The sequence below is a fragment of the Streptococcus sp. WM07 genome, from assembly GCF_004570525.1.
Lineage (GTDB): Bacteria > Bacillota > Bacilli > Lactobacillales > Streptococcaceae > Streptococcus.
In genome coordinates this window covers 38388-64315 of the sequence record NZ_SPPZ01000002.1, presented here as the reverse complement: position 1 = coordinate 64315, position 25928 = coordinate 38388, and the positions used below count along the sequence as shown (strand labels likewise).

General features: G+C 41.5%; 21 protein-coding genes, 1 tRNA gene and 1 rRNA gene. 22 read left to right on the top strand and 1 reads right to left on the bottom strand.

Going from position 1 to position 25928, the window contains the following annotated elements:
* The first annotated feature begins 301 nt into the window (after window positions 1-301).
* From rrf to E4T71_RS00945, 4 genes are all read left to right on the top strand, one after another.
* Window positions 302-417: ribosomal RNA gene (rrf, locus tag E4T71_RS00960) — 5S ribosomal RNA — on the top strand.
* 9 nt (window positions 418-426) lie between these two features.
* Window positions 427-500 (top strand) — tRNA-Asn (locus tag E4T71_RS00955).
* Window positions 501-623: 123 nt separating this feature from the next.
* Window positions 624-1607, top strand: a complete 984-nt coding sequence (locus tag E4T71_RS00950; protein ID WP_135035509.1) for a rhodanese-related sulfurtransferase — start codon at window positions 624-626, stop codon at window positions 1605-1607.
* A gap of 108 nt (window positions 1608-1715) precedes the next feature.
* Window positions 1716-2777 carry a serine hydrolase gene (locus E4T71_RS00945; protein ID WP_135035506.1) on the top strand — a complete coding sequence of 354 codons (1062 nt, stop codon included), beginning with the start codon at window positions 1716-1718 and terminating at the stop codon, window positions 2775-2777.
* A 63-nt stretch (window positions 2778-2840) separates the two neighbouring features.
* On the opposite strand, the gene rsmG is transcribed toward E4T71_RS00945, so the two are convergent.
* A complete protein-coding gene (gene rsmG / locus E4T71_RS00940; RefSeq protein ID WP_135035501.1) occupies window positions 2841-3554 on the bottom strand; it encodes a 16S rRNA (guanine(527)-N(7))-methyltransferase RsmG in 714 nt (237 codons plus the stop codon).
* A gap of 89 nt (window positions 3555-3643) precedes the next feature.
* Here rsmG and E4T71_RS00935 point away from each other — a divergent pair, with 89 nt between their 5' ends.
* From E4T71_RS00935 to mltG, 18 genes are all read left to right on the top strand, one after another.
* Window positions 3644-4207: a LemA family protein gene (locus tag E4T71_RS00935; protein WP_135035498.1), complete on the top strand. Its 564-nt coding sequence runs from the start codon at window positions 3644-3646 to the stop codon at window positions 4205-4207.
* Window position 4208: 1 nt separating this feature from the next.
* Window positions 4209-5111 (top strand): zinc metalloprotease HtpX, encoded by a 903-nt coding sequence (gene htpX / locus E4T71_RS00930; RefSeq protein ID WP_135035495.1) that lies wholly within the window; start codon window positions 4209-4211, stop codon window positions 5109-5111.
* 8 nt (window positions 5112-5119) lie between these two features.
* On the top strand, window positions 5120-5653 hold the full coding sequence (locus E4T71_RS00925) for a DUF177 domain-containing protein (RefSeq protein ID WP_135035492.1): 534 nt from the start codon (window positions 5120-5122) through the stop codon (window positions 5651-5653).
* A gap of 177 nt (window positions 5654-5830) precedes the next feature.
* On the top strand, window positions 5831-7918 hold the full coding sequence (locus tag E4T71_RS00920; protein ID WP_135035489.1) for an AAA family ATPase: 2088 nt from the start codon (window positions 5831-5833) through the stop codon (window positions 7916-7918).
* A gap of 107 nt (window positions 7919-8025) precedes the next feature.
* Window positions 8026-9450, top strand: coding sequence for an NADP-dependent phosphogluconate dehydrogenase (gene gndA / locus E4T71_RS00915; protein WP_135035485.1), 1425 nt, complete (start codon window positions 8026-8028; stop codon window positions 9448-9450).
* A 9-nt stretch (window positions 9451-9459) separates the two neighbouring features.
* Window positions 9460-10155 carry a response regulator transcription factor gene (locus E4T71_RS00910; protein ID WP_135035482.1) on the top strand — a complete coding sequence of 232 codons (696 nt, stop codon included), beginning with the start codon at window positions 9460-9462 and terminating at the stop codon, window positions 10153-10155.
* A 139-nt stretch (window positions 10156-10294) separates the two neighbouring features.
* Window positions 10295-12490, top strand: coding sequence for a PTS transporter subunit IIBC (locus tag E4T71_RS00905; RefSeq protein WP_135035478.1), 2196 nt, complete (start codon window positions 10295-10297; stop codon window positions 12488-12490).
* A gap of 24 nt (window positions 12491-12514) precedes the next feature.
* Window positions 12515-13333: an endonuclease/exonuclease/phosphatase family protein gene (locus E4T71_RS00900; RefSeq protein WP_135035475.1), complete on the top strand. Its 819-nt coding sequence runs from the start codon at window positions 12515-12517 to the stop codon at window positions 13331-13333.
* Window positions 13334-13447: 114 nt separating this feature from the next.
* Window positions 13448-14269 (top strand): 2-keto-4-pentenoate hydratase, encoded by an 822-nt coding sequence (locus tag E4T71_RS00895; protein ID WP_228062294.1) that lies wholly within the window; start codon window positions 13448-13450, stop codon window positions 14267-14269.
* Between the two features lie 271 nt (window positions 14270-14540).
* Window positions 14541-15014 carry a transcriptional regulator NrdR gene (gene nrdR, locus E4T71_RS00890; RefSeq protein WP_135035472.1) on the top strand — a complete coding sequence of 158 codons (474 nt, stop codon included), beginning with the start codon at window positions 14541-14543 and terminating at the stop codon, window positions 15012-15014.
* Window positions 15001-16179: a DnaD domain protein gene (locus E4T71_RS00885; RefSeq protein WP_135035469.1), complete on the top strand. Its 1179-nt coding sequence runs from the start codon at window positions 15001-15003 to the stop codon at window positions 16177-16179. The genes nrdR and E4T71_RS00885 overlap by 14 nt, the downstream gene beginning before the upstream one ends.
* Window positions 16180-17076, top strand: a complete 897-nt coding sequence (gene dnaI, locus E4T71_RS00880) for a primosomal protein DnaI (protein ID WP_135035466.1) — start codon at window positions 16180-16182, stop codon at window positions 17074-17076. It begins immediately after the preceding gene.
* 10 nt (window positions 17077-17086) lie between these two features.
* Window positions 17087-18397, top strand: coding sequence for a ribosome biogenesis GTPase Der (gene der, locus E4T71_RS00875; RefSeq protein ID WP_135035464.1), 1311 nt, complete (start codon window positions 17087-17089; stop codon window positions 18395-18397).
* A gap of 61 nt (window positions 18398-18458) precedes the next feature.
* Window positions 18459-21542, top strand: coding sequence for a DEAD/DEAH box helicase (locus E4T71_RS00870; RefSeq protein WP_135035461.1), 3084 nt, complete (start codon window positions 18459-18461; stop codon window positions 21540-21542).
* A gap of 70 nt (window positions 21543-21612) precedes the next feature.
* Window positions 21613-22194 carry a hypothetical protein gene (locus E4T71_RS00865; RefSeq protein ID WP_135035458.1) on the top strand — a complete coding sequence of 194 codons (582 nt, stop codon included), beginning with the start codon at window positions 21613-21615 and terminating at the stop codon, window positions 22192-22194.
* Window positions 22191-23525: a UDP-N-acetylmuramate--L-alanine ligase gene (murC, locus tag E4T71_RS00860; protein WP_135035455.1), complete on the top strand. Its 1335-nt coding sequence runs from the start codon at window positions 22191-22193 to the stop codon at window positions 23523-23525. The genes E4T71_RS00865 and murC overlap by 4 nt, the downstream gene beginning before the upstream one ends.
* A gap of 54 nt (window positions 23526-23579) precedes the next feature.
* Window positions 23580-24068, top strand: coding sequence for a GNAT family N-acetyltransferase (locus tag E4T71_RS00855; protein WP_135035452.1), 489 nt, complete (start codon window positions 23580-23582; stop codon window positions 24066-24068).
* A gap of 65 nt (window positions 24069-24133) precedes the next feature.
* Complete coding sequence (gene mltG / locus E4T71_RS00850; protein WP_228062292.1) at window positions 24134-25924, top strand: endolytic transglycosylase MltG; 1791 nt, start codon at window positions 24134-24136, stop codon at window positions 25922-25924.
* Window positions 25925-25928: the final 4 nt, after the last annotated feature.

Here is a 25928-nt window from a genome sequence, read left to right as displayed (position 1 = left end):
GGTTAGGAGTGGAAGTTGTGTGAGCAATGTAGCGGACTAATACTAATAGCTCGAAGACTTATCCGAAGTCAAATGAAGAAATGACAAACTCAGAAGCGAGTTGAGGTTAGACTTGATACTTTTGGATGTAAGATTCTAATATAGTTATTCAATTTTGAGTGTTCTTAACACTCGCTCTACAAGATTTTGTAGAGAAGCATCCATAATAATTTGTATGAGTTCAAGGAATCCAGTCGAGGTACATCTAGGGATTACCGAGATGCAGATGACGCTGAAATCACCAAATTATTACAGAAAACAGTTAAGTGACGATAGCCTAGGAGATACACCTGTTCCCATGCCGAACACAGAAGTTAAGCCCTAGAACGCCGGAAGTAGTTGGGGGTTGCCCCCTGTGAGATAGGGTAGTCGCTTAGCTTTTCTTTATCCGCCATAGCTCAGTTGGTAGTAGCGCATGACTGTTAATCATGATGTCGTAGGTTCGAGTCCTACTGGCGGAGTTCTGACCCTTAGGGGTCTTTTTTTATTACTTTTAAGATAAAAGTCTTGGGTTTTCTTCTATTTCAAGTTATAATGAATTGAATTTTAAATTCAAATGATAGTTTAAAGGAGAATGAAATCTTATGGCAAAAGATATTCGTGTTCTATTGTATTATAAATATGTTCCCATTGAAAATGCGGAGCAATTTACGAAAGACCATTTGGAATTTTGTAAGTCTATTGGTCTTAAAGGGCGTATTTTAGTCGCTGATGAGGGGATCAACGGTACTGTATCTGGTGATTTTGAAACAACTCAGAAGTATATGGATTATGTCCACTCGCTTCCTGGTATGGAAGATCTTTGGTTTAAAATTGACTTAGAAGAAGAACAAGCTTTTAAAAAGATGTTTGTTCGCTATAAGAAAGAAATTGTTCATCTTGGTTTAGAGGATAACGATTTTGACGCTGATATTAATCCGCTTGAAACGACAGGTGCTTATCTTTCTCCAAAGGAATTTAAAGAAGCCCTATTGGATGAAGATACAGTGGTGCTTGATACACGAAATGATTATGAGTATGATTTAGGTCATTTCCGTGGTGCGATTCGTCCGGATATTCGTAATTTCCGTGAATTACCTCAGTGGGTACGTGATCACAAAGAAGAATTCATGGACAAGCGTGTTGTTGTTTATTGTACAGGTGGAGTCCGTTGTGAGAAGTTCTCTGGATGGATGGTTCGTGAAGGCTACAAAGATGTAGGTCAGCTACACGGTGGAATTGCAACTTATGGTAAGGATCCAGAGGTTCAAGGTGAGCTTTGGGATGGAAAAATGTATGTCTTTGATGAGCGGATTGCAGTGGATATCAACCATGTGGATCCAGTTGTCGTTGGAAAAGATTGGTTTGACGGAACACCTTGCGAACGTTATGTGAACTGTGGAAATCCTTTCTGTAACCGACGTATTTTAACATCTGAAGAAAACGAAGCTAAGTATCTTCGTGCTTGTAGCCATGAATGTCGCGTTCATCCTCGGAATCGCTATGTTTCTGAAAATGGTTTGACTGAGGCTGAGGTTGTTGAGCGCTTAGCCGCTATTGGTGAAGTATTAGATTCAGCTATGGCTTAATAGAAATAAAAAAGTTCAGGTTTTAGACTTGAACTTTTTTATTTCTATTGTTTTTTGCTTGTATATATTTTATAATAAGTGGGTTGAAAATTTACTGGGTGAGGAATTATGAAAAAGTATAGTAAGTGGATTGTTGGTTTTCTTGTTGGACTCGCTTCTTTAGCCTTTGTTGTTGCAGTATTTTTTGCTGGCTCTCATTCCGAATCGAATCCTTTTTCCCAAATGGTACAACAAATCATGGGAACTAAAAAGGAAGAGAAAAAAGGAGATGAGTCTGAGGAAGATAAGGTAGTTCCTACAAATAAGAGTAAGGCTGATAAGCAAAAAGTCATGGGAGAAGATGCCGCAATTATGGATAGTTACGGCTTATACTATGACTATGCAAATTTGTCGCTTGAAGAGGTTGTAAAAGCCTATATGGATGAATATGGTATTGACCATTCTCAGGTAGCTTTTTCTTATAAAAACACAAAAAGTAATGAACAGTTTGCTTTTAATGATACTCAAGCAATGACGGCTGGTTCTACTTATAAATTGCCTTTAAACATGTTAGTTGTTGACGAAGTTGAAAAAGGAAAATTAAATTTAGAGGATGAGTTTGACATTACCAATACTCAATTTGAGTATCAAGGGGAGCATGATAATTATGTCGCAGCCTTTGGTGGTATGATGACTATTCCGGATATGCAGGTCTATTCTTTAGTTTATTCTGAAAACACTCCTGCCTATGCTTTAGCGGATCGTCTAGGTGGCATGGATAAGGTCTATGAAATGTACGACCGTTATGGTACGTCAAAGGGTGAGATTAAAACCATTTCAACTGAAAATAAAACGACAACTGATTATTTTATTCAGGTTTTAGAGCATCTCTGGAAAGATCAAAAGAAATATTCTGAAATCTTACGTTTAACGGGTGAATCATTCCCAGGAGAATATTATAAGAGTCTCCTACCAGGTTTGAAAATTGATCAGAAACCAGGTTATGTTAATGAAGCTCTAAATGTCAATGCAGTTGTATACGAGGAGACACCTTACTTGGTTGCACTTTATACAGCAGGTTTGGGAGGTACAACAACAGCCTCTAGCGAAATTAGTGCTGTTGGTCTGTATCAAGTAGGACAGCTAGCTTATGTCATCAATGAATGGCATCGGGTGAATATGAATCCATAAACTTTGTTCGATGAGACAAATGTTATCAAAAAAGACAGAAGAAGGAACTTCTGTCTTTTTATGTTATAAGGGACGTTTGTTAGGAATCCCGGCCTTACGTGGATACTTGTTGGGAGTTTCTTTTCGTTTTTCTAAGGTGGTTAGAGCTCGTGGATCTCCATTAGGAAGTTGGTAATTGTGGGATTGAATGACTTTTGTGAAGAGGCTCGTTAAGGCAGTTTGAGCTTCCTGGATTTCTTCTTGGGCATCACTGGCTTTGAGTGCTAGGACTTGACCCCCAACCTTGAGAAAGGGAACAGTTAATTCCACAAGAATGGGAAGGCGAGCAACTGCACGCGCGGTTACAAGGTCAAATGTTGCACGGTATGTTTTGTCTTGCCCGAAGTCTTCTGCACGTCCATGGATGAAATGAACTTTCTCTAGTTCGAGATTTTCGGCTAGCAGGTGGAGAAATTGGATTCGTTTGTTTAAGGAATCGATAATAGTGACTTCCAGTTCAGGCAATAAGATTTTCATAGGAAGACTAGGGAATCCTGCTCCAGCTCCGATATCGAGTAGTTTTAAGTCTTGGTGATTTATTTGGCCTAAGAGAACTGGAGCCAAGGAATCATAAAAGTGTTTGAGATAAACTTCTTCCTTATCTGTGATAGCGGTAAGATTGATTTTCTGATTCCATTCAACCAATAACTCATAGTAGGTTTCAAATTGTTGCTTTTGTTTTTGGCTTAGCGAAAAGCCTTGTTCTTCAAGTTTTTGATAGAATATTTCTGGTTTCATAACCCCTCCCTCTGTTCCTTTATTCTAACACATTCCCCTTCAATTTTGATATACTAGTACTAGTTTTACGAAAGGAAGTATGCTTAGAAATGTGGATTATATTTGGATTGATGATAGTACTACTTGTTTATGGAGTTGTGTCCTATAATGGTCTCATTCGTTCACGTATGCAAACCCAAGAGGCTTGGAGTCAGATTGACGTCCAGCTGAAGCGCCGGAATGATTTGATTCCTAATTTAATGGAGACTGTAAAGGGTTACGGCAAATACGAGCAGTCTACTCTAGATAAAATTACAAGTCTCCGCACCCAGATTCAGCAAGCAACCAGCCCTGCCGAGGCTATGGCCGCTAGTGATGCTCTTAGTCGTCAGGTTTCAGGTGTCTTTGCGATTGCAGAGAATTATCCAGATCTCAAGGCTAATACTAACTATCTTCAGCTGCAAGAGGAGTTGACTAATACAGAGAATAAGATTGCTTATTCTCGGCAGCTATACAATAGCGTAACTGCTAAATACAATACAAAATTAGAGACCGTTCCAACCAATATCATTGCTAATTTTTTCCACTTTCAACCAGAGGATTTTCTACAAATTCCTGAGGAAGAAAAAGTTGTTCCTAAAATTGATTTTGGCAGTAATGGATTAGGAGATTGAGATGTTATTTGACCAAATTGCAAGTAATAAAAGGCGTACCTGGGTATTGCTCTTTGTCTTTTTTCTCCTTTTAGCCTTGATTGGAGCTGCAGTTGGTTATCTTTGGTTGGGGAATATTTGGGGAGGCGTTTTGACGGCCTTCATTATTGGGGGTATCTACGCTCTCAGTATGATTTTCCAAGCTACGGAAATGGTGATGTATATGAATGGAGCTCAGGAAATTCATGAGAAGGACTATCCAGATTATTACCATATTGTAGAAGATATGGCTATGGTAGCCCAGATTCCTATGCCACGGGTTTATGTGGTACAAGATCCATCACCGAATGCTTTTGCAACAGGTTCAAATCCCAAAAATGCAGCTGTTGCAGCTACGACTGGTTTATTAGATAGGATGAATCGACAGGAGTTAGAAGCTGTTATAGGTCACGAAGTTAGCCATATTCGGAACTATGATATTCGCATCTCAACTATTGCAGTAGCTTTGACTAGTGCTGTGACGATGCTATCGAATATAGCAGGACGGAATCTTTGGTACAGTATGGGAGGTCGTCGTCGCTCTTCCTCGGACGATAATCAGCAGGGAGTGGCAAATGTTGTATTTCTCCTCCTGTCCTTGTTGGCCATTATTTTGGCACCACTTGCTGCGACCTTAGTACAATTAGCCATTTCTCGTCAACGGGAATTTTTGGCAGATGCTTCTAGTGTGGAATTAACCCGCAATCCGAAAGGGATGATTTCAGCCCTTCAAAAGTTAGAAGGCGGACCAGCTAGTAAGCGTCCAGTAGATGAGGCCAGTGCTGCTCTTTATATTAATGAGCCTAGAAAAATGAGTAGTATGCAGCGTCTTTTCTATACCCACCCACCGATTCCTGAACGGATTGCCCGTTTGGAAAAAATGTAAGGAGTTTTATGTTTCATTTACAAGAAATTCGTCGTCAGCCGGATGGCCTAGCGTTTGATCAAGAATTGGATTTGTTAAAATCTTTACAGGAACGGAATCCTGAAATTTTAGATTTAAGTCAATTAAGAGCTGTTGGAAAAGTGAGCTATGATAATGGTCTCTATTTTTTAGAGTATCAGTTGTCTTATGATATTACCCTAGCTTCAAGTCGCAGTCTTGATCCAGTCGTGTTGCAAGAAAATTACCTAGTAGCAGAAGTATTTGGGGATGCTGAGGAGGCTACTTCTCTGAGCGAGGAAGAAGCCTTGTATTTGTTGCCGATTGAAGGTGACGGTATTAGCTTGAAAGATAGTGTGGCTGATAATATTCTCTTAGAGATTCCTCTCAAGGTTTTGACGCCAGAAGAGGAAGCAGAGGATAGTATGCCGCAGGGGGCTGCTTGGCAGGTACTGTCTGAGGAGGACTATGCTCGGCAGCAGGCTGAGACTAGGAAAGATAATAATCCTTTTACTTCTCTTCAAGACCTCTTTACAGAAGAATAACCTTTATTTTCCTGGGAGTTTTACTCCCGGGAATTTTTTTTGTAAAAAAAGGTAACAAAACGTTGACAATGTGTTACAATCTTGTTAAAATTAATTATGGTCAGTGAAGGTCAAAAAGTAAGTATTGGTCAAAGGCTAACTGATCTATATTATTTAAAAATGAAGAGGTAACGATATATGACAAACTACTACAACAACCAATTTAATCAAGTGGATGAACTCATGAGACGCTTGATGGCTTCTCAAGGCTTTCAAGGACAAACGCGCCGGTATCGGATTAATGGGCAGGAAGTTAGCCCTGAACAATTTGCAGCCTATCGTCAGCAAGAGATGGGGAATCCCCAGGAAGTTGTTCAACGGAAAGGAGTAAAGATGGATGGTGTTTTAGGAAAATTAGGCCGTAATTTAACAGAAGAAGCTCGCCAAGGAAGCTTAGATCCGGTTCTTGGTCGTGAGAAAGAAATTCAAGAAGCAGCTGAAATTCTAGCTCGTCGTATTAAAAATAATCCAATTCTTGTTGGAGATGCAGGTGTTGGTAAAACAGCTATTGTAGAAGGTCTAGCCCAAGCTATTGTAAAAGGAGATGTGCCAGCTGCAATTAAGGATAAGGAAATTATTTCCATTGATATTTCCAACCTTGAAGCTGGTAGCCAGTACCGAGGTAGTTTTGAAGAGACCATTCAAAAGCTACTGGAGGAGGTTCAAACAGCTGGAAATATCCTTCTCTTCTTTGATGAAATTCATCAAATCCTTGGTGCTGGTAGCACAGGTGGAGAGAGTGGTTCGAAGGGACTAGCAGATATTCTCAAGCCGGCTTTATCTCGGAGTGAGTTAACCTTAATCGGGGCAACCACGGAAGATGAGTATCGGAATACCATTTTGAAGAGTGCAGCCTTGGCACGACGCTTTAATGAGGTGAAGGTGAAGGCTCCCTCTCCAGAAGCAACTGTTGAGATTCTCAAAGGAATTCGTCCACTCTACGAAAACCATCACAATGTAATCTTGCCAGATAGTGTTCTACAAGCAGCAGTTGATTACTCTGTTCAGTACATTCCACAAAGAAGTCTTCCAGATAAGGCAATTGACTTGCTGGATATTACGGCAGCCCATTTAGCAGCACAACATTCTGAGGTAGATGTTTTGCAATTGGAAGCTGAGATGCAATCCGAGAAAGAACTACAAGAACAGGCCGTGGAGGCTCAAGATTTTGAAGTAGCCTTGCAGCACAAACTTCGGATTGAGGACTTGGAGAAGCAAATCCATGACCAAAGAGCGAGCAAACAGATGGAAGCGTCTGTGAATGATGTAGCAGAATCAGTAGAACGTTTGACAGGAATTCCAGTTGCTCAAATGGGAGAAAATGACATTGAGCGTTTGAAGGGGTTAAAAGATCGTTTAGAACATCAAGTAATTGGACAGCATCAAGCTGTAGAAATGGTTGCACGTGCCATTCGCCGTAACCGCGCTGGTTTTGATGATGGGAATCGTCCAATTGGTAGCTTCCTTTTTGTGGGCCCAACTGGAGTTGGTAAAACAGAGTTAGCCAAACAATTATCTCTGGAACTATTTGGCAATAAAGACGCTGTCATTTGCCTAGATATGTCTGAATATGCGGATAAAACAGCAGTTTCGAAATTGATTGGTACAACTGCTGGCTATGTGGGCTATGATGATAATGGTAATACCTTAACCGAACAAGTCCGCAGAAACCCTTACTCCATTCTTCTTTTTGATGAAATTGAAAAGGCTGATCCACAAGTTCTAACCTTGCTCTTACAGGTCTTGGATGATGGTCATTTGACGGATGGTCAAGGAAACCGGGTCAACTTCAAAAACACGGTGATTATTGCCACTTCTAATGCTGGATTTGGTTACCATCATACTGAGGCGGATGATCAAGATTTGATGGAAAAATTAGCTCCGTATTTCCGTCCAGAATTCCTTAACCGCTTTAATGCAGTGATTGAATTCCGCCACCTTGAAAAAGAGGATTTGGCCCAGATTGTAGATTTGATGTTAGCAGATGTGAATCGAACTTTGGGTAAAAAAGAAATTCGCTTAGATGTCACCGCGCCAGTGAAAGACATGTTGATTGAAAAAGGTTATGATCCCGCTATGGGAGCTCGACCACTTCGCAGAGTCATTGAGCAAGAAATCAGAGACCGTGTAACTGATTTCCACCTCGATCACTTAGAAGCTAAAGAACTGGTAGCTGACTTGAAAGACGGAGAGATTCAAATTAAAGAAAAGGTAGAAGCTGCCTAATGAAAGAGAAACTGCGTGACCCTTGTCCGCAGTTTTTGCTCTTTCTAAAAATTGCAGAAGATTTTTCTAGGTGGTATAATGGGAACAAATAGTTTAAGGAGAAACTCATGTCAAAAGCAAATTTTGGTGTTGTTGGTATGGCTGTAATGGGACGTAATCTTGCTCTCAATATCGAGTCCCGTGGTTATAAGGTAGCAATCTACAACCGTAGTAAAGAAAAAACGGATGATGTGCTTGCCAGCCATCCGGATAAGAACTTTGTACCGAGCTATGATGTGGAATCATTTGTAGCTTCCATTGAAACACCTCGTCGCATTATGTTGATGGTCCAAGCTGGGGCTGGGACCGATGCAACTATTCAAGCTTTACTTCCCTATTTAGATAAGGGGGATATCCTGATTGATGGGGGAAATACTTTCTACAAAGATACAATTCGTCGGAATGAGGAATTAGCGGATTCAGGAATCAACTTCATTGGAACTGGAGTTTCTGGTGGTGAGAAGGGTGCTTTAGAAGGACCGTCTATCATGCCTGGTGGACAAAAGGAAGCCTATGAGTTAGTCGCAGATGTCTTGGAAGAGATTTCTGCTAAAGCACCTGAAGATGGAGCACCTTGTGTGACTTATATCGGTCCAAATGGAGCTGGACATTATGTGAAAATGGTTCATAATGGAATTGAGTATGGCGATATGCAATTGATTGCAGAAAGTTATGACTTGATGAAAGGGCTTCTAGGACTATCTGCGGAAGAAATGTCTGATATTTTCACGGAGTGGAATCAAGGGGAGCTAGATTCTTATCTTATCGAAATTACAGCAGATATTCTTCGTCGTAAAGATGACCAAGGTCAAGATGGCCCAATTGTAGACTATATCTTGGATGCAGCAGGGAACAAGGGAACTGGTAAGTGGACGAGTCAATCTGCTTTGGATTTAGGTGTACCTCTACCTTTGATTACAGAATCAGTCTTTGCTCGTTATATCTCTACTTATAAAGAGGAACGGGTTGAAGCTAGCAAGGTTTTAGCTGGTCCAGATGCAGCAGCTTTTGAAGGAGATAAGGCTGAGTTGATTGAGAAAATCCGTAAGGCCCTCTATTTCTCTAAAATTATGTCTTATGCACAAGGTTTTGCTCAATTGCGCGTGGCAAGTAAAGAAGAAGGATGGAATTTACCATTTGGTGAGATTGCTTCTATCTGGCGTGCTGGATGTATTATCCGTGCTCGCTTCTTGCAAAAGATTACAGATGCCTACAAGGAAGATGCAGACTTACCAAACCTACTTTTGAATGACTATTTCCGTCAAGTAACAGCAGAATATCAAGCTGCTGTTCGTGAAGTTGTAGCTTTGGCTATTCAGCATGGACTACCAGTTCCAACTTTTGCGAGTGCCATTAATTACTATGATAGTTACCGATCTGCGAATCTGCCAGCTAACCTGATTCAGGCACAACGGGATTATTTCGGAGCACATACTTATGAGCGTAAGGACAAGGAAGGGATTTACCACTATTCTTGGTATTCTGAAGAATAAGGAGAAACTATGGGGAAACGTATAGTAATCATTGAGCAGGAAAGTCATTTGGCTCGTTTCCTCACCCTTGAGCTGGAGTCGACAGGGTATGAAGTCCACTGGTTTCAACATCACCAGGAAGTTTTTACCCTGGCGACCTCAACTGAAATTGATCTCTTTTTGTTTGACGTTCAGGCTGGGATTGAAGCCAATCAAGTTTTTTTACAGGAGTTGGAGAAGGTTCGGCCTGGAGCAGTGATTATTGCCCTGGCTACTCCGGATGAATTGAGGCAGCAGGAGGAGTTGATTCAACGCTATGCTGTGGTAGCAGCTGTCAAACCCTTTGTGGCTCCTGTTTTATTAGAACAGATTGCGTCGATTTTTAGAGGGCGTGATTTTATTGATCAACACTGTAGTCAAATGAAAAAAATAGCCAAGCACCGCCATCTCAAGGTAGATCTGGCTAATCATTTGGTTTACCGTAATGGGGAGCCGCTAGCGTTGACCCGACGTGAATATGATCTGTTAGTTACCTTAATGAGCAGTCCAACTGCTCTAAGCCGGGAAGAACTTCTGGAGAGTATTTGGAAATATGAGAATCCAGGAGAAACGAATATTGTGGATGTCTATATCCGTTATCTACGAGGAAAAATTGATCTAGAAGGTCAAGCTAGTTATATTGAAACAGTTCGTGGTGTCGGTTACAAAATGAGAGATTTAAGTTAAAAAGGTTGAGGTTTATACTTCAACCTTTTTAGACAAAAACTTTTTGAAAACCTTTACAAGGGTTCGGGAATGCTGTATAATATTTCTTGTAAGTCAAACGATTGCCTATCGTGAAGATATTAAATATATGAGGAGATGAATGATGAAAGATACATTCAAAAATCTAACGAGCTTTGAATTCTGGCAAAAATTCGGTAAAGCTCTGATGGTGGTTATCGCTGTTATGCCAGCAGCCGGTTTGATGATCTCCATTGGTAAGTCTATTCCAATGTTGGGACCTGAGGTTGGCGCCTTGGTGATGATTGGTAGCGTTCTTGAGCAAATTGGTTGGGGTGTTATCGGAAACCTCCACATCCTCTTTGCTCTTGCTATCGGTGGTAGCTGGGCTAAGGAACGTGCTGGTGGTGCTTTTGCAGCTGGTCTATCCTTTATTCTTTTGAACCGTTTAACAGGGGTTATTCTTGGTGTTAACGGAGATATGCTAAAGGATCCAGATGCAACGGTTCAAACACTTCTTGGTTCAACCATTAAAGTATCAGATTACTTTGTAAGTGTTCTTGAAGCACCAGCCTTGAACATGGGGGTATTTGTTGGTATTATTGCTGGATTTGTTGGAGCAACTGCTTATAACAAGTATTACAATTACCGCAAACTTCCAGATGCTCTTTCTTTCTTTAACGGAAAACGTTTCGTACCATTTGTAGTTATCCTTCGTTCCGTTATTGTAGCCATTATTTTATCTGTTGTATGGCCAGTCATTCAGTCTGGTATCAATGCTTTTGGTGTTTGGATTGCGAATTCACAAGAAAATGCACCAATTATCGCACCATTCCTCTTTGGTACCTTGGAGCGTCTCCTATTGCCATTTGGTCTTCACCACATGTTGACGATTCCAATCAACTACACGGCTTTAGGTGGTACTTACGAAATTATGACGGGTGCAACAGCTGGTCAAACAGTATTTGGACAAGATCCACTTTGGTTGGCTTGGGTTACGGACTTGACAAACCTAAAAGCTGCTGGAGATACAACGGCTTACAATAACCTTCTAGAAACAGTCACACCTGCACGTTTTAAAGTAGGACAAATGATTGGTTCGATGGGTATCTTGATGGGTATCGTATTTGCAATCTACAAAAATGTGGATGCTGACAAAAAAGATAAATACAAAGGAATGTTGACAGCAACAGCTCTAGCGGTATTTTTAACTGGTGTTACTGAGCCTGTTGAGTACATGTTTATGTTCGTGGCTATGCCACTTTACGTTGTGTATGCTCTGATCCAAGGACTTGCTTTTGGTATGGCAGATATCGTTAACTTGCGGATGCACTCATTCGGAAGTATCGAATTTTTGACTCGTACACCTCTAGCAATCAATGCAGGCCTAGGTATGGATATTCTGAACTTTGTTTGGGTAACAGCTCTCTTTGGACTTGTTATGTATTTTGTAGCAGATTTCATGATTCGCAAATTTAACTATGCAACTCCAGGACGTAATGGAAACTATGAAGAAGGTATGGGGGCATCGAACTCAGCTGAAGCGGGTTCTGCTGATGGTAAAGTAGCAGTACCTTCACAAGCGGTGAATATTATCAATCTTCTTGGTGGAGCAAGTAACATTGCTGATGTAGATGCATGTATGACTCGCCTTCGTGTTACGGTTAAAGACCCAGATAAAGTTGGATCTGAGGACTTGTGGAAAAAAGAAGGAGCTATGGGTCTTGTTATGAAAGACTCTGGAGTTCAAGCTATCTATGGACCAAAAGCAGATGTCTTGAAGTCAGATATCCAAGATTTATTGGACTCAGGTGAAGTTATCCCTCAAACTGTCATGACAGTCTTTGATGATGCACCTGCGGAATCTTCAGCACCTCAAGGTAAAGCTGTTGAAATTGCAAGTGTTGCAGATGGTAACGTTGTGGAATTGGCTTCTGTTTCAGATCCAGTATTCTCGCAAAAAATGATGGGTGATGGCTTTGCGGTTGAACCAAGTGCTGGTGAATTCTATGCACCAGTAGATGCAACTGTAACGAGCATTTTCCCAACAAAACACGCTCTTGGACTCTTGACTGAAGAAGGTCTTGAAATTTTGATTCACATTGGTTTGGATACTGTAAGTTTGGAAGGTAAACCATTTACAGTTCATGTAACCGAAGGTCAAAAAGTTGTCCGTGGAGATCGCTTGGTAACAGCTGATTTGGATGCTATCCGTGAAGCTGGTCGTGAAACAACAACTATTGTTGTCTTTACAAATCAAGACTTTGTTCAAAGTGTGTCTGTAACCAAACTTGGTCAAGGAACCAAGGATGATACAGTAGCAAGCGTAGAACTTTAAGATGTTAAATAGAAAAGGGAAAAAATGGCGAAATTCTTAACCTTGAACACCCATTCTTGGATGGAGGAAGAGCCAGAACAAAAACTGGCGGATCTGGTTCAGCAAATTGTTCGTGAGGAATATGATGTCATTTGTTTGCAAGAAGTTAATCAGGAGATTAACTCTTCCCCTGCGGAAGAAGTGGCGGGCTACGAGGTGGCTCAGCCACTTCTTGCTATTCATGACGATCATTTTGCCCATGTTCTTGTAGGAGAATTGGAAAAAGTTGGTTTAACTTATTACTGGAGTTGGGCTTATAATCATATTGGTTATGATCGTTATCACGAAGGTGTTGCGATCTTATCGAAGGAGCCGCTTGAAGCTAGGGAATTATTGGTTTCAGATAGTGATGATCCAACCGACTACCGTCGTCGTCAAGTTTTACTAGCTGAGACGGTAGTCGATGGGCAAACAATTCAAGTTGCCAGTGTTCATTTATCTTGGTGGAATAAAGGTTTCCAAGCGGAGTGGCAGCGTTTAGAGCAGGAGTTGGAATCAAGTCGTTATCCACTTGTATTGATGGGAGACTTTAATAATCCTGCTGGTCAAGAGGGGCACAGTCATATTTTAGCCAGTCCATTAAAACTTCAAGATAGTCATCTAGTAGCTCAAGAAGTTTCGGGTGAATTTACTATGGGTGGCCATATTGATGGCTGGGAGGCTAAAACACCGCCACTGCGAATCGATTTTGCTTTCTTATCCAACGATTGGAAGGTGGATCGTTCGGCTGTCATCTTTGATGGCAAGAGCAGCCCGATTGTTAGTGATCATTTTGGCTTGGAAGTGTTTGCCTGCCTTGTTTGAATGATCTAGTTTTTACTCCAAAGTAGCTAGCTTTCTAACTAGCTGCTTTTTCTTTTTACAAAAAATAAAAAATTTTCAGAAAATATATTGATTTTAAAAGGAGAATTTCCTATAATGACTAAAAAGGAAATGGAGTGTTTGTCTATGGATCAAAAGGAACATCTAGTTGCAGAGGTATCGGAAAAGTTGTTTAAGGCTTTGGATCAACGCGCTCCCTTGGCTATGAGTGAATTGGATGGTGTTGTTGAAGATATTGATACAGCTTATCAAATCCAAGATGCTTTCGTGGCTCAGAGAGGTGAGGAAGTCCAAGGCTACAAGGTTAGTCTGACTAGTGAAGAGACACAACGAATGTTCAATTCAACAGAACCGTTCTATGGGCAGGAAACGACCTCTCAATTTATCCAAGGACCTGCTGAAGTGTCTCTTAGTGCGTTAATGGAGCCACTCATCGAAATTGAATTAGTTTTCCGGGCCAAGGAGGATCTATCTCTGGAAGACAGCCTAGAGGATTTATTGGGGAAATTGACGATTGCTCCTGGAATTGAAGTGCCAGATGCTCGGTTTAAGGATTGGTTTCCAAAATTAAATAAGTATCTCGTAGTTTCAGATTCTGCAGTAGCGGGGCGGATTGTCTATGGACAGGAGCAAGATTTAAAGGGAAACTATACCGTTGAGGATTTGGCAGCTATTTCAGGTGTCTTGTCCAAAGATGGTCAAGTACTGGATCAAGGAGTCTCTTCACAAGTATTAGGGAATCCACTGCATTCAGTTCAATGGTTGGTTCAAAAATTGGCGAGTCATGGTAAAACCTTTAAAAAGGGGCAACAAGTTTCTAGCGGTACCTTTGTAATCCCACCACACTTGGAGGTCGGAGTATACAGAGTTGAATATGGAAGTGGAGTTGGCAGTTTAGAATTAACCGTGGTTGATTAAAGGGAAGTCTATTTTTGTTCCAAATAACAGATGGAAGTTTGAGAGGAGCAATCGTCTGCTCTCTGAGATGTTAGGGGCTGGTGGTTCCTATCCGCGTCCAATTAGTACAAGGTCAGATCGCTCGATCTGGCTTTTTACTTTAGTTATATGTGGCAAGCAGAGCTATCGGGAATGCCAAGTCTGGGAGTAAGAAAAGGTGCTTTTTGCCGATTTTTTACGAATACGGTGTTTGGCATGGTATAATGAAGTATTGAATCGTTGGAGGTGAATCATGCGTTGTCCTGAATGTCAAAGTGATCAAACGAAGGTGATTGATAGCCGACAAGTTGAACAAGGAGTTGCCATTCGGCGTAGACGTATTTGTGAAAATTGTCAACATCGCTATACAACCTATGAACGGATTGAAACCAAGGCTTTAGTTGTCATCAAAAAAGACGGACGTCGTGAAAATTTTGAACCTTCTAAAATTTATAATGGTATTTTCCAATCTGCTGAAAAACGCCCTGTTACACCGGAGCAAATTAAGGAGTTGGTGAAACAGGTTGAGACGACTTTGCGGAATACATCGAGTGGTGAAGTCACTTCAGATAAAGTCGGAGACCATGTGCTAGAGGCTTTATCTGAGTTAGATCCGATTGCTTATTTTCGATTTGCCAGTGTCTATAAGCGCTTTAATGAATTGAGCGAAGTTGAAGAACTGTTACGACAATTCCGGAAGAAAGGAGAAGATAGTGAGGCCGAATGATTATTTCTTTTATGGACAAGGTAGAGTTCTTCAGAAAGATAGCACGGCTCTATTGGTTTATTACTATCCAATCATCGGTTCGGATGCCTTTGCTCTGTATCACTATCTTCTAAGTTTTTGGGATGATGGACGCAGTCAGACGCAAGTTTCCCAAGTCTTAAATCATCTACAATTTGGTCCAGAACGTTTTAATCAGGCGCTTGAGCTTTTGCAGGCGGTTAAATTGGTCGATCGTTACCAAACGGATACGACCTATCTTTATCTGCGAGCTCCCCTTGGGGGAGATGATTTTTTCCAAGATAATGTGTTGCGTTCCTTGTTAAAAACTAAAATTGGTGAAGTCGCTCTAAAGGCACTTGAACCCGCTAAGCCGCAAGGGCAAAAACAGGAAGTTGATACGGGTAAATTCTTTAATGGTCTTTTGGTAGAAGACCAACCAGTAAAACCTAAGCCCAATTATTTTGATCAGGAAACTTTTCAGGTTCGCATGGAAAAAGGCCAGTTGAGCTATGAGGATAAAGACACGGATATCTTGGCTTTGGAGCTGTATGCAAGGCAGTATCATTTGAACTGGAACCATCTGTATCAATTAGCTGAAGCAACCGCTGTCCAAGGTCGAATCTCCGTCAAGCGAATGGAGGCTAAGTTAAAACAAACGGCAATCTCTGCTAACTTCAGTCCTGAGGAATCATTTTTCTTGAGTGAGAGTAAATCACAATCAGCTTTGGAGTTTCTAAGCCAACTAAAGGATACCAGAGGAAGTCAGGTCAATGACAAGGAACAGGAACTTATTGTAAGTCTGCAAAAACAAGGTTTTTTAGATGAGGTTATTAGCATTCTATTACTGTTGGCTTATAATCGAGATACTAGCTTACATATTAATGAGCGGTATGTCTTGAGAGTTGCAGAGGATTTTAAGAAACAAGGGATTGTGAGTGCAGAAGAAGCGATACTTCGAGTTCGTAAAAAAAGGGAAGAAAAGAGTCAATCCTCTCCGAAAGCCTCTTTCAAAGCTCAAGGAAGAAGACAGACGAAACCGCAACAATCGAATGTTCCAGAATGGAGTCAAAAGGATTATGTGGATCAAACGACTCCCGAAGAGATGCAGGCTCGTGAAGCGAAACATAAGCGTCTATTCCAACAATTAAAAGGGGAAGGAAACTAGATGGAATCAGTAAATAAGGCCCTGGAAGGAAGAGCGCAGGGAAGGTTTGATTACCAACAATTGGTTGAAGAAATCATGCAGGATAAAGACGTAGCTACCTTTATTCAGGAACACCAGTTGAATTCGGCAGAAATCAAGAAATCTATCTCTAAATTTAGTCAGTTTATCAGTGAGCGTGACCAGTTTAAAAATGGCGAGGAGACCTATCTAGCCAAAGGCTATCAACCGATCCTTGTTATGAATCAAGGTTATGCGGATGTGAGCTACAAAGAAACGGAAGCGCTCATTGCTGCTGAGAAAGAAAGGGAGATGCGGAGTCGTATTCGTTTACTGAATTTACCAGAAAGTCTCAGAGGGATTAGTCTTGAAGACCTTGATTTTGATGATCGTTGGATGACAATTGAACAATTAGTTAAATTTATTGTGGACTATCCGAGTCAGAAGCAGGGGCTCTACCTTTATGGAGACTTTGGAATAGGTAAGACGTATTTGTTGGCAGCTTTTGCTAACGACTTAGCAATGGTCAGAGGGATTTCAACCGTGATGTTGCATTTTCCAACTTTTGTGCAGGATTTGAAGGGTGGGTTCAAAAACAATACTGTTCGTGAACAGATTGAAGAGGTTAAAGGCGCTCCTTGTCTAATTATAGATGATATTGGAGCGGAGCAATTTTCATCTTGGTTGCGAGATGAGGTTTTACAAGTAATCCTCCAATATCGAATGCAGGAGGACTTGCCTACTTTCTTTAGTTCCAATCTTTCTTTTTCAGATCTTCAACAACGCATGTCCAAGGGAAAAGAGGGAGATGAGAGTTGGCAGGCACAACGTGTGATGGAACGTTTACGTTATCTAGCGAAAGAAATACATTTGCCAGGTGCAAACCGGCGTAATCAGTAAAGGAGAAAACATGTCAGTAGCAACAGTGGCGATTGTAGGTCGTCCGAATGTAGGGAAGTCGACGCTTTTTAACCGGATTGCCGGTGAGCGAATTTCTATTGTCGAGGATGTGGAAGGGGTAACTCGGGATCGAATCTATGCTCAGGCTGAGTGGTTGAATCGCTCTTTTAGCATTATCGATACTGGGGGGATAGACGACGTTGATGCCCCTTTTATGGAACAAATTAAGCATCAGGCTGAGATTGCTATGAATGAGGCAGATGTGATTGTCTTTGTCGTTTCGGGTAAAGAAGGAATCACCAATGCGGATGAGTATGTAGCCAAGATGCTCTATAAAACTGAAAAGCCTGTTATTTTAGTTGTCAATAAGGTTGATAATCCAGAGATGCGAAATGATATCTATGATTTTTATTCTTTGGGGCTAGGTGAGCTTTATCCTGTTTCCAGTGTGCACGGGATTGGAACAGGGGATGTCTTGGATGCCATCATTGAAAATTTACCAGCAGAGGATGCGGAAGAAGAATCAGATGTTATTCGTTTTAGCTTAATTGGTCGTCCAAACGTCGGAAAATCGAGCTTGATCAATGCCATTTTGGGTGAGGATCGTGTGATTGCCAGTCCAGTTGCGGGAACCACACGCGATGCTATTGATACTCATTTTGTGGATTCAGAGGGTCAAGAATTTACTATGATTGACACTGCAGGGATGCGTAAGTCCGGTAAAGTCTATGAGAATACGGAAAAATATTCTGTTATGCGGGCTATGCGGGCCATCGATCGTTCGGATGTTGTGCTTATGGTTCTAAATGCAGAGGAAGGGATTCGTGAGTACGATAAACGAATCGCTGGTTTTGCCCATGAAGCAGGAAAAGGAATCATCATTGTTGTGAACAAGTGGGATACCTTGGAAAAGGATAATCATACTCTGAAAAACTGGGAAGAAGATATCCGTGATCAATTTCAGTATCTTGCATACGCTCCGATTATCTTTGTGTCCGCTATGACTAAGCAGCGTTTGCACAAGTTACCAGGGATGATTAAGGAAATTAGTCAAAATCAGAACTTACGGATTCCAAGTGCTGTGTTGAATGACGTTATTATGGATGCGATTGCTGTAAATCCAACTCCGACAGATAAAGGAAAACGACTAAAAATCTTCTATGCGACTCAGGTTGCCGTCAAACCGCCGACCTTTGTAATTTTTGTCAATGAAGAAGAATTGATGCACTTTTCTTATCTGCGCTTCTTAGAAAATCAAATTCGCAAAGCCTTTGTTTTTGAAGGGACGCCAATTCATTTGATTGCACGAAAACGGAAATAATGATCAAGAGATCCTTGAACTCAAGAGTTAGGGTCTCTTTTTGACAAGAGAGGAAATAACGATGCGTATGATTCCTGGAAAGGTGCGCCAAGAAGGGAAAGCACTGTATCAAGCGGGAGAAATTGAGTTTCAAGGGTATCAAAATGATCTACTACTCTTCCAAGTTTTAGCAGAAGAGGTTCACTTTTCAGTAATAGGAGAACAAGACTATTGTTCATGTTCGGATATTGCTTTATTGGGCTATTGTGTCCATATCGCGGCTGTGGAAGTTTTTGTGCGGGAGCAGGAAGAAATGGTTTCCCAAGTTTCCCCAGAACGAATGCTGGCAGGAGAAAAATCGGCTGCTTTATTTTCCCAAGAAGGGGAGAGGTTCTTACAAGAGTTTTTTGAGGCCCGTTCTTATCCGACTCAGCTTAGTCTGAGTGTAGAGGGGGAAATCGCCTATTGTCAAGATGGTATTAAGTGGACTTTTAAATTGCGTTATGGAGATTCTAAATCTTATATCGTGCGAGATATCCCAGAATTTTTGTTTCGTTTGGAGCAGGGAAGAGGATTTCGTCTGAATCGTCACCTTGCCTTTGATCGTTTAAGTTGGGATTTTTTAGATGTGGCTAGTCGTAAAGTCTTGTCATTTTTGGTAGGTCTAAAGCAAGAATCAACCTATTCGCCAAATCCGTATTTCCTAAATGATGGACGTTACTTACTGTTACCCTTGCCGCTTTTAGACCAGGTTTTACCTCTCTTTCAAGAGTTACCTCATTTTCAATTGGATTTGGGTCTAGGACTGCTGAGAGAGGTGAGTTTTCAAGATTTGGAAGAGAATCTGAGTCCATACTCTATGGAATTACGCCGAAATCATCAAGCGTATACCTTGAATTTAGAAGTAGAGGACTTTCTCAGTCTTTATGAGCATCAGCTGCTCTACTATCAAGAGAAGCTCTTTGTGATTGCTTATCCACAGGCTCAGCTCTTAAAACACCTCCAGTCTCATTTTCAGCTGCTTGAATTAGCTGGAGATTCCTTACGATTTGGAAGGGAGCAGTTGAGTCGATTATTTGCTTTTTTTGAAAGGGTAAAAGGTCTTGTAAATTTAAGATTCCCGGAAGGGTTGGAGCCAAGAGATTTCGAGATTTCCCTTTACTTGGATATTGATCCCTTAGGATGGCTAATCAGCCAGTCCACGTATCAAATTGGTGATGCGGTTTTTACGAGTGAACAGGAGATTTTTGAAGCTGGTCTGGTATTGGATTACCAACAATTAACAGCTTATCAGCAAACTCTAGCAAAAGTAAATCTACCGATAAGCATGGTTGGGAGGAGACCGCCCCTAAGCGAGGAAGAAATTCTAGATTTCTTTGATCTCCACTTGCCACTTTTGCAAGACGTGGCAGATGTTCGTTGGTCACCTACTTTTGCGGAACTAAGACAAGAAGTGGCACTCGATTTTAGCATTGAGGAAGGTCAGCGTTTCTTGGAAGTTCGGTTTTCTCTTGAGGGAGTGGCTGAAAGCGAGATTCAAGAAGCCATCCAGGCTTTAGCAGTTGAAAACCTTTATAAAACCAAAGCAGGTCAGCTTGTTCGTCTAGATGAAAAGAATCAGAAACAACTGCAAGGCCTTATGGCAGTGGAGGATGGCAGCTGGAATTCTCAAGAAGGACGTTTTCAGGTGAAACGTCAACTTTTGGGACGGTTGGATTCTGTGTTACAGGGAGCTACGGTTAGCTATTCACGGGCCTTAGAGGAGCTGTTAGGACACCTAGCCCATCCAGAAACGTATCCATTGGTCGCACACCCGATTTTGGATCAGTTACGGGATTACCAGAGAATTGGAGTTGCGTGGATGTCTATGTTAGCTCATTATGGGTTTGGTGGAATTCTAGCAGATGACATGGGCTTAGGGAAGACTGTTCAAGCGATTAGTTTTTTGGTATTAAACTTGAAAGAGGGAGAGAAAGCTTTAGTTGTAACTCCATCAGGTCTTCTCTATAATTGGCAGGAGGAATTAAGACGTTTTGCCCCTGATTTAAAAGTTGGGATGGTTTATGGCTCTAAGAAGGAGCGAACAAAGACGCTTGAGCAGGATTATCAGGTGTATCTGACTAGCTATGGAAGTCTTCGTCAAGATGTTCAGGACTATCTGACTCAGGATTACAAATTTCTTATTCTAGATGAGGCCCAATATACTAAAAATCAACGAACCAAGGTTCATACCAGTTTAGAAAAAATCAAAGCTCAATCGATTTTTGCCCTCTCTGGGACACCGGTTGAGAATCGAATTGAAGAAATTGGGGCTATTTTCAATTTAGTTTTACCGGGATTATTACCGGCTAAAAAAAATTTGCTGAAGCTATCAGTGGAAGCCGTTGTCCAACAAATTCGACCCTTTATCCTGCGTAGGGATAAACAGGCCATTCTAACCGAATTGCCTGAAAAGAGTGAAGGGGTCTATGTGACCGAGTTGCTCCCTGAACAAAAAGCTTTGTACTTGGCTCAAAGAAGTCAAATGCAGGCGGAGTTGCAGGAGTTGACGGAGCAGGAATTCCGTAAGCGAAAGGTGGAATTTTTAGCAGGTTTGACGCGTCTCCGTCAGATATGCGATAGCCCAGCTCTTTTTTTAGAAGATTATCAGGGGCAGAGCGGGAAACTAGAAATGTTGAAGATTCTTCTAGAACGGGCGAAAGAAAGTGGCCAACGAATCCTAATCTTTTCTCAATTTGTAGGAATGTTAGATTTAGTGGCTCAGTTTTTAGATCGTGAAGCGATAGCCTATTTCACGATTAAAGGATCGACACCGGCCCAAGAACGTCAAATCATTAGTCGTGCCTTCAACCAGGGGCAGGGCGATGTGGTTTTGATTTCTTTGAAAGCTGGTGGTGTGGGACTTAATTTAACTGGAGCAGATACGGTTTTCCTTTTAGATTTATGGTGGAATCCAGCTGTGGAGGAACAGGCTATTGGTCGGGCTCATCGGATGGGACAGACCAATCCTGTTCAGGTCTATCGCTTTATTACGAAGGGAAGCATCGAAGAAAAGATTTTTGAATTGCAAGAAGGGAAACGTAATCTTTTGGGAACAATTCTTGATGCAGGGCGTACCAATGAGGCTCTCAGCTTAGAGGAAGTAAAAGAAATTTTAGGTATTTAGGAAAAGTAAGAGGACCTAACTTGAAAATCGCGGAAAAAACGCTATAATTGAGATTTGAAAGGATAAAACTATGGCAGATAAACAATTTCCTTTATTGGCTGATTCAGAACCGATTTTTGAAGAACGTCAGCCGATGAATCTCTATGAAGAGTCGGATTTTATCAGTAATATTAAGGGTGATTATCAGGAAAAGTCCATTTATGATTGGGCTCCTATTTCGAATGCCAATCATCAAGTCCAGGAATCTGGGATTGCGGACGAATTTAAAACGGATGCAGCCTTGGGACGCGAGGAAGCTAGAGAAAGTGTCCGGCAAAAACGGTCTGCGGCTTATCTTCAGGATGAACCCAATCAAGCCTTTCGAAAAGATTTGCAACGTCGGAGGGAATTGTCTGGAGGGCTAACCAAAGTCAAAGAAGAACCCGTTTCTAATTATCACAAGATGGGGGAAAAATTGCGTCAAGAGAGCTATATCCTGGCAGATTTACGCGGTAGGATAAAGAAAAGTGCTACTCCAAAAGCTAAGGCGGATTCCTACGATTTTCTAAGAAAGAGTCAAATTTACCAAGAGAAAGAACAGAAAGTAACTCCTCGTCCAACGAATCAAGAATTGGATTTACGGAAGTTGACGAGTGAGAAGGAGAAAAAATGACTAAGCGTTATCATTTTATCGGAATCAAGGGTTCAGGGATGTCTGCCCTAGCCCTTATGCTACACCAAATGGGTTATGAAGTGCAGGGAAGCGACGTCGATAAGTATTACTTTACCCAACGTGGTTTGGAACAAGAAGGAATTAAAATTCTCCCCTTTGATGCGGCTAATCTCTCACCAGATTTGGAATTGATTGCAGGGAATGCCTTTAAGGCAAGCAACAATGTTGAGTTGGCAGCAGCAGAGGAGCAAGGCCTCAGTTATCGTCGTTACCATGAGTTTCTTGGGGAATTTATGGAACAATTTACTAGCCTTGGAGTTGCCGGGGCTCACGGTAAAACCTCAACGACAGGTCTTTTAGCCCATGTTCTATCGAATATGACGGATACTTCTTATTTAATTGGAGATGGAACGGGTCGTGGATCAGAGCAGGCAAGTTATTTTGTCTTTGAATCGGATGAATACGAACGTCACTTTTTACCCTACCATCCTGCTTATTCGATCATTACCAATATTGATTTTGACCATCCGGATTATTTTACGAGCCTAATGAATGTCTTTGATGCCTTTAATACTTATGCGGATAATGTGAAGAAGGGATTGTTTATTTACGGTGAAGATGAACTCCTTCGCAAGATCACGGCAGAGGCACCGATCTATTATTATGGATTTGATCCGGAAAGGAATGACTTTGTTGCGAAAGACTTGGTACGTTTGACAACCGGTTCTACCTTTACTGTCGAATTTCGAGGGGAAACTCTGGGGCAATTCCATATCCCAACTTATGGGAAACACAATGTTATGAATGCTACGGCTGTGATTGGTTTGCTTTATACTGTTGGCTTTGATTTAGAATTGGCTCGCCAGCACTTAAAGACCTTTGCGGGGGTTAAACGTCGCTTTACGGAGAAAATTGTCAATGGCGTAACCATTATTGATGATTTTGCCCATCATCCGACAGAAATCATCGCAACCATTGATGCAGCTCGGCAAAAGTATCCAAGTAAGGAAATAGTCGCTATTTTCCAACCCCATACCTTTACTCGAACCATTGCTCTGATGGATGAGTTTGCGGATGCTTTGAATCTAGCAGATTCAGTCTATTTAGCTGAAATCTATGGTTCTGCTCGTGAGGTCGATAATGGTCAAGTGCGCGTGGAGGATTTGGCCGGTAAGGTTGCTAAAAAAGGTGGAATCATTACAGTCGACAATGTATCGCCACTGCTTGACCATGACAATGCCATTTTTGTCTTTATGGGTGCGGGTGATATCCAGACGTATGAGCACTCCTTTGAGCAGCTCTTGGCAAACTTAACGAATAATATTCAATAGGGGAGCAGAGAGGCGATCATCAGTTCGACCTCCCCTTCTTTTTTTGGAGGAAGCATGATACGATTGGCAAATTTAGCTGATATAGACCGTCTTTATGAGATTGAAGTCCAAAATTTTGGACAAGAAGAGGCACTTCCTCGTGAAACCTTACTGCTACATATTCAAAATATAAAAACCAGTTTCTTGGTGTATGAGGAAGATGGTTGCATTCTGGCTTATCTTGAAGGACCAGTAGTTCCTGAACAGACTTTGGTTGACCGGAATTTCTATGAAGCTAAGGATTGGAGTCAGGAAGTAGGAGGCTATATCTCTATTACCAGTTTATCGGTTGCTCCTGAGGCACAGGGGAAGGGACTTGGTACCTTGTTGCTAGAAGCAATGAAGCAAATAGTTTTACGAGATTACCGCTTAGGAATAAACTTAACCTGTCATGATTATTTGATTGCCTATTATGAAGCTCAAGGATTCCAGCTATTAGGACCGTCCTCTTCTACTTACGCAAATGAAGAATGGTTTGATATGCTATGGGAAATAGGTAAGTAAGGATTATTGGAAATTCCTTTCGTTATGTTATAATGATTTAGATTAGTATGAAGGAGGGCCCGCCTTTGGCTGACCAAGATGAAAGACGAAAAAGTCTCAGCTTTAAAGAGCAAATTTTAAGAGACCTTTCTCAATCCAAGAAGAAACGACAAGCAGCTTTGAATGCGGCTCAACAGGCGTATGAGGAGCAGTTGGCACAGACGCAAGCAAAGTCTGTAGAAAAGCAGGCTAGTCAGATTCAACAAGAGCCAGCAACGCCTGTAACGAAAGAAGGTCGAAATCTATCAAATCAGCCGTCGGCGGCTGTAAATTCCTCGTCTCAAACTTCGAAATCGCCAGCGCCTAATCATTCCACAGAGTCACGCCAAGTACCTTTGGCGGCTCCAAAGAAACGGAGAGGGAAATCGATTCAGGTTCCCTTATCTATTGGTCGGAAACATACCAAGACCATTGAGACAGAGGCGCTGAAAAAGCAACGGAGTGTTCCGGCTGCTAAGGAAAAAGCGCATGCAGAGGCTATCCAGCAAAAACAGCCTGGATCACACATTCGGATGAAAGCAGCCCCAGGGAAATCTCTCTCCTTTGCTGCTGAAGATAAGAAACAGAGCCTAGCTCCTGTGAAAGAAACGAAGTTGGCCCGAGTGGAAGCAGTCGACTGGCAAGGAGAAGAAGACGATATGGATAAACGTCAAGAGAAACGTAGAAAACAAAATCAAGTTGCTAAGAAGATTGTGGGGGTTGTCACTTTATTATTGATTATCTGCCTGATTGCAACTGGAATTTTTAGTTATACTTATGTGCAATCTGCTTTGGGACCAATTGATCAGGATTCTACAGAATATGTGCAAGTTGAAATCCCGATTGGATCCTCCAATCGGGAAATCGGACGTATTCTGGAGGACTCTGGTCTGATTAAGAGTGGGCAAGTTTTTAATTTTTATACCCAATTCCGGAATCACTCCGATTTCCAATCCGGTTATTACAACCTGCAAAAGAACATGGATGTTGAAGAAATCATTGAGAAGTTGAAAGAAGGTGGAACAGAGAGTCCCGTTGTACCATCTTTAGGAAAAATTACGATTCCTGAGGGCTATACGCTGGAGCAAATTGCAGAGGCTGTAACCTTTAATGCAGCTTCTAAAGATGGTAAAGAAAAGAGCATCTTCAGCAAGGAAGAATTTATAGCTAGAGTCCAAGATGATGGCTTGATTGAGGCTTTGGTTGCAAAATATCCAAATCTGTTAGGTAGTCTTCCAGTAAAAGAATCGGGTGTTAAATACCGTTTAGAAGGTTACCTCTTCCCAGCAACGTATGACTACAATGAGGGAGATACGATTGATGGCTTGATTCAGCAGATGGTGGCAGCGATGGATACCAATATGGCTCAATTTTACGAGCAAATCAGTCAGCAACAAAAATCAGTCAATGATATTTTAACGCTTGCTTCTCTTGTAGAAAAAGAGGGAGCAACGGATGAAGATCGTAAGAATATTGCGAGTGCCTTCAATAACCGCCTCACTCAGCAAATGCCTTTGCAAAGCAATATTGCAATCTTATATGCAATTGGTAAGCTAGGTCAAAAAACAACCCTCGCGGAAGATGCTGGTATTGATACCAATATCGATTCTCCATATAATATTTATAAAAATCAAGGCCTTATGCCGGGACCGGTTGATAGTCCGGGAATGGCTGCGATTCGTGCAACCATTGAACCGAATAAGACAGATTATCTATACTTTGTAGCCGATGTGGATACAGGTATGGTCTACTATGCTAATAATATTGAAGAGCATAATCGAAATGTTGAAGAGCATGTCAATTCCAAACTAGCCAATGCTTCGGCTAGTTCCAACTAGAAAG

Coding starts and splice junctions, on each gene's coding strand:
- E4T71_RS00950 (WP_135035509.1), top strand. CDS start 624: ATGGCAAAAGATATTCGTGTTCTATTGTATTATAAATATGTTCCCATT.
- E4T71_RS00945 (WP_135035506.1), top strand. CDS start 1,716: ATGAAAAAGTATAGTAAGTGGATTGTTGGTTTTCTTGTTGGACTCGCT.
- rsmG (WP_135035501.1), bottom strand. CDS start 3,554: ATGAAACCAGAAATATTCTATCAAAAACTTGAAGAACAAGGCTTTTCG.
- E4T71_RS00935 (WP_135035498.1), top strand. CDS start 3,644: ATGTGGATTATATTTGGATTGATGATAGTACTACTTGTTTATGGAGTT.
- htpX (WP_135035495.1), top strand. CDS start 4,209: ATGTTATTTGACCAAATTGCAAGTAATAAAAGGCGTACCTGGGTATTG.
- E4T71_RS00925 (WP_135035492.1), top strand. CDS start 5,120: ATGTTTCATTTACAAGAAATTCGTCGTCAGCCGGATGGCCTAGCGTTT.
- E4T71_RS00920 (WP_135035489.1), top strand. CDS start 5,831: ATGACAAACTACTACAACAACCAATTTAATCAAGTGGATGAACTCATG.
- gndA (WP_135035485.1), top strand. CDS start 8,026: ATGTCAAAAGCAAATTTTGGTGTTGTTGGTATGGCTGTAATGGGACGT.
- E4T71_RS00910 (WP_135035482.1), top strand. CDS start 9,460: ATGGGGAAACGTATAGTAATCATTGAGCAGGAAAGTCATTTGGCTCGT.
- E4T71_RS00905 (WP_135035478.1), top strand. CDS start 10,295: ATGATGAAAGATACATTCAAAAATCTAACGAGCTTTGAATTCTGGCAA.
- E4T71_RS00900 (WP_135035475.1), top strand. CDS start 12,515: ATGGCGAAATTCTTAACCTTGAACACCCATTCTTGGATGGAGGAAGAG.
- E4T71_RS00895 (WP_228062294.1), top strand. CDS start 13,448: ATGACTAAAAAGGAAATGGAGTGTTTGTCTATGGATCAAAAGGAACAT.
- nrdR (WP_135035472.1), top strand. CDS start 14,541: ATGCGTTGTCCTGAATGTCAAAGTGATCAAACGAAGGTGATTGATAGC.
- dnaI (WP_135035466.1), top strand. CDS start 16,180: ATGGAATCAGTAAATAAGGCCCTGGAAGGAAGAGCGCAGGGAAGGTTT.
- der (WP_135035464.1), top strand. CDS start 17,087: ATGTCAGTAGCAACAGTGGCGATTGTAGGTCGTCCGAATGTAGGGAAG.
- E4T71_RS00870 (WP_135035461.1), top strand. CDS start 18,459: ATGCGTATGATTCCTGGAAAGGTGCGCCAAGAAGGGAAAGCACTGTAT.
- E4T71_RS00865 (WP_135035458.1), top strand. CDS start 21,613: ATGGCAGATAAACAATTTCCTTTATTGGCTGATTCAGAACCGATTTTT.
- murC (WP_135035455.1), top strand. CDS start 22,191: ATGACTAAGCGTTATCATTTTATCGGAATCAAGGGTTCAGGGATGTCT.
- E4T71_RS00855 (WP_135035452.1), top strand. CDS start 23,580: ATGATACGATTGGCAAATTTAGCTGATATAGACCGTCTTTATGAGATT.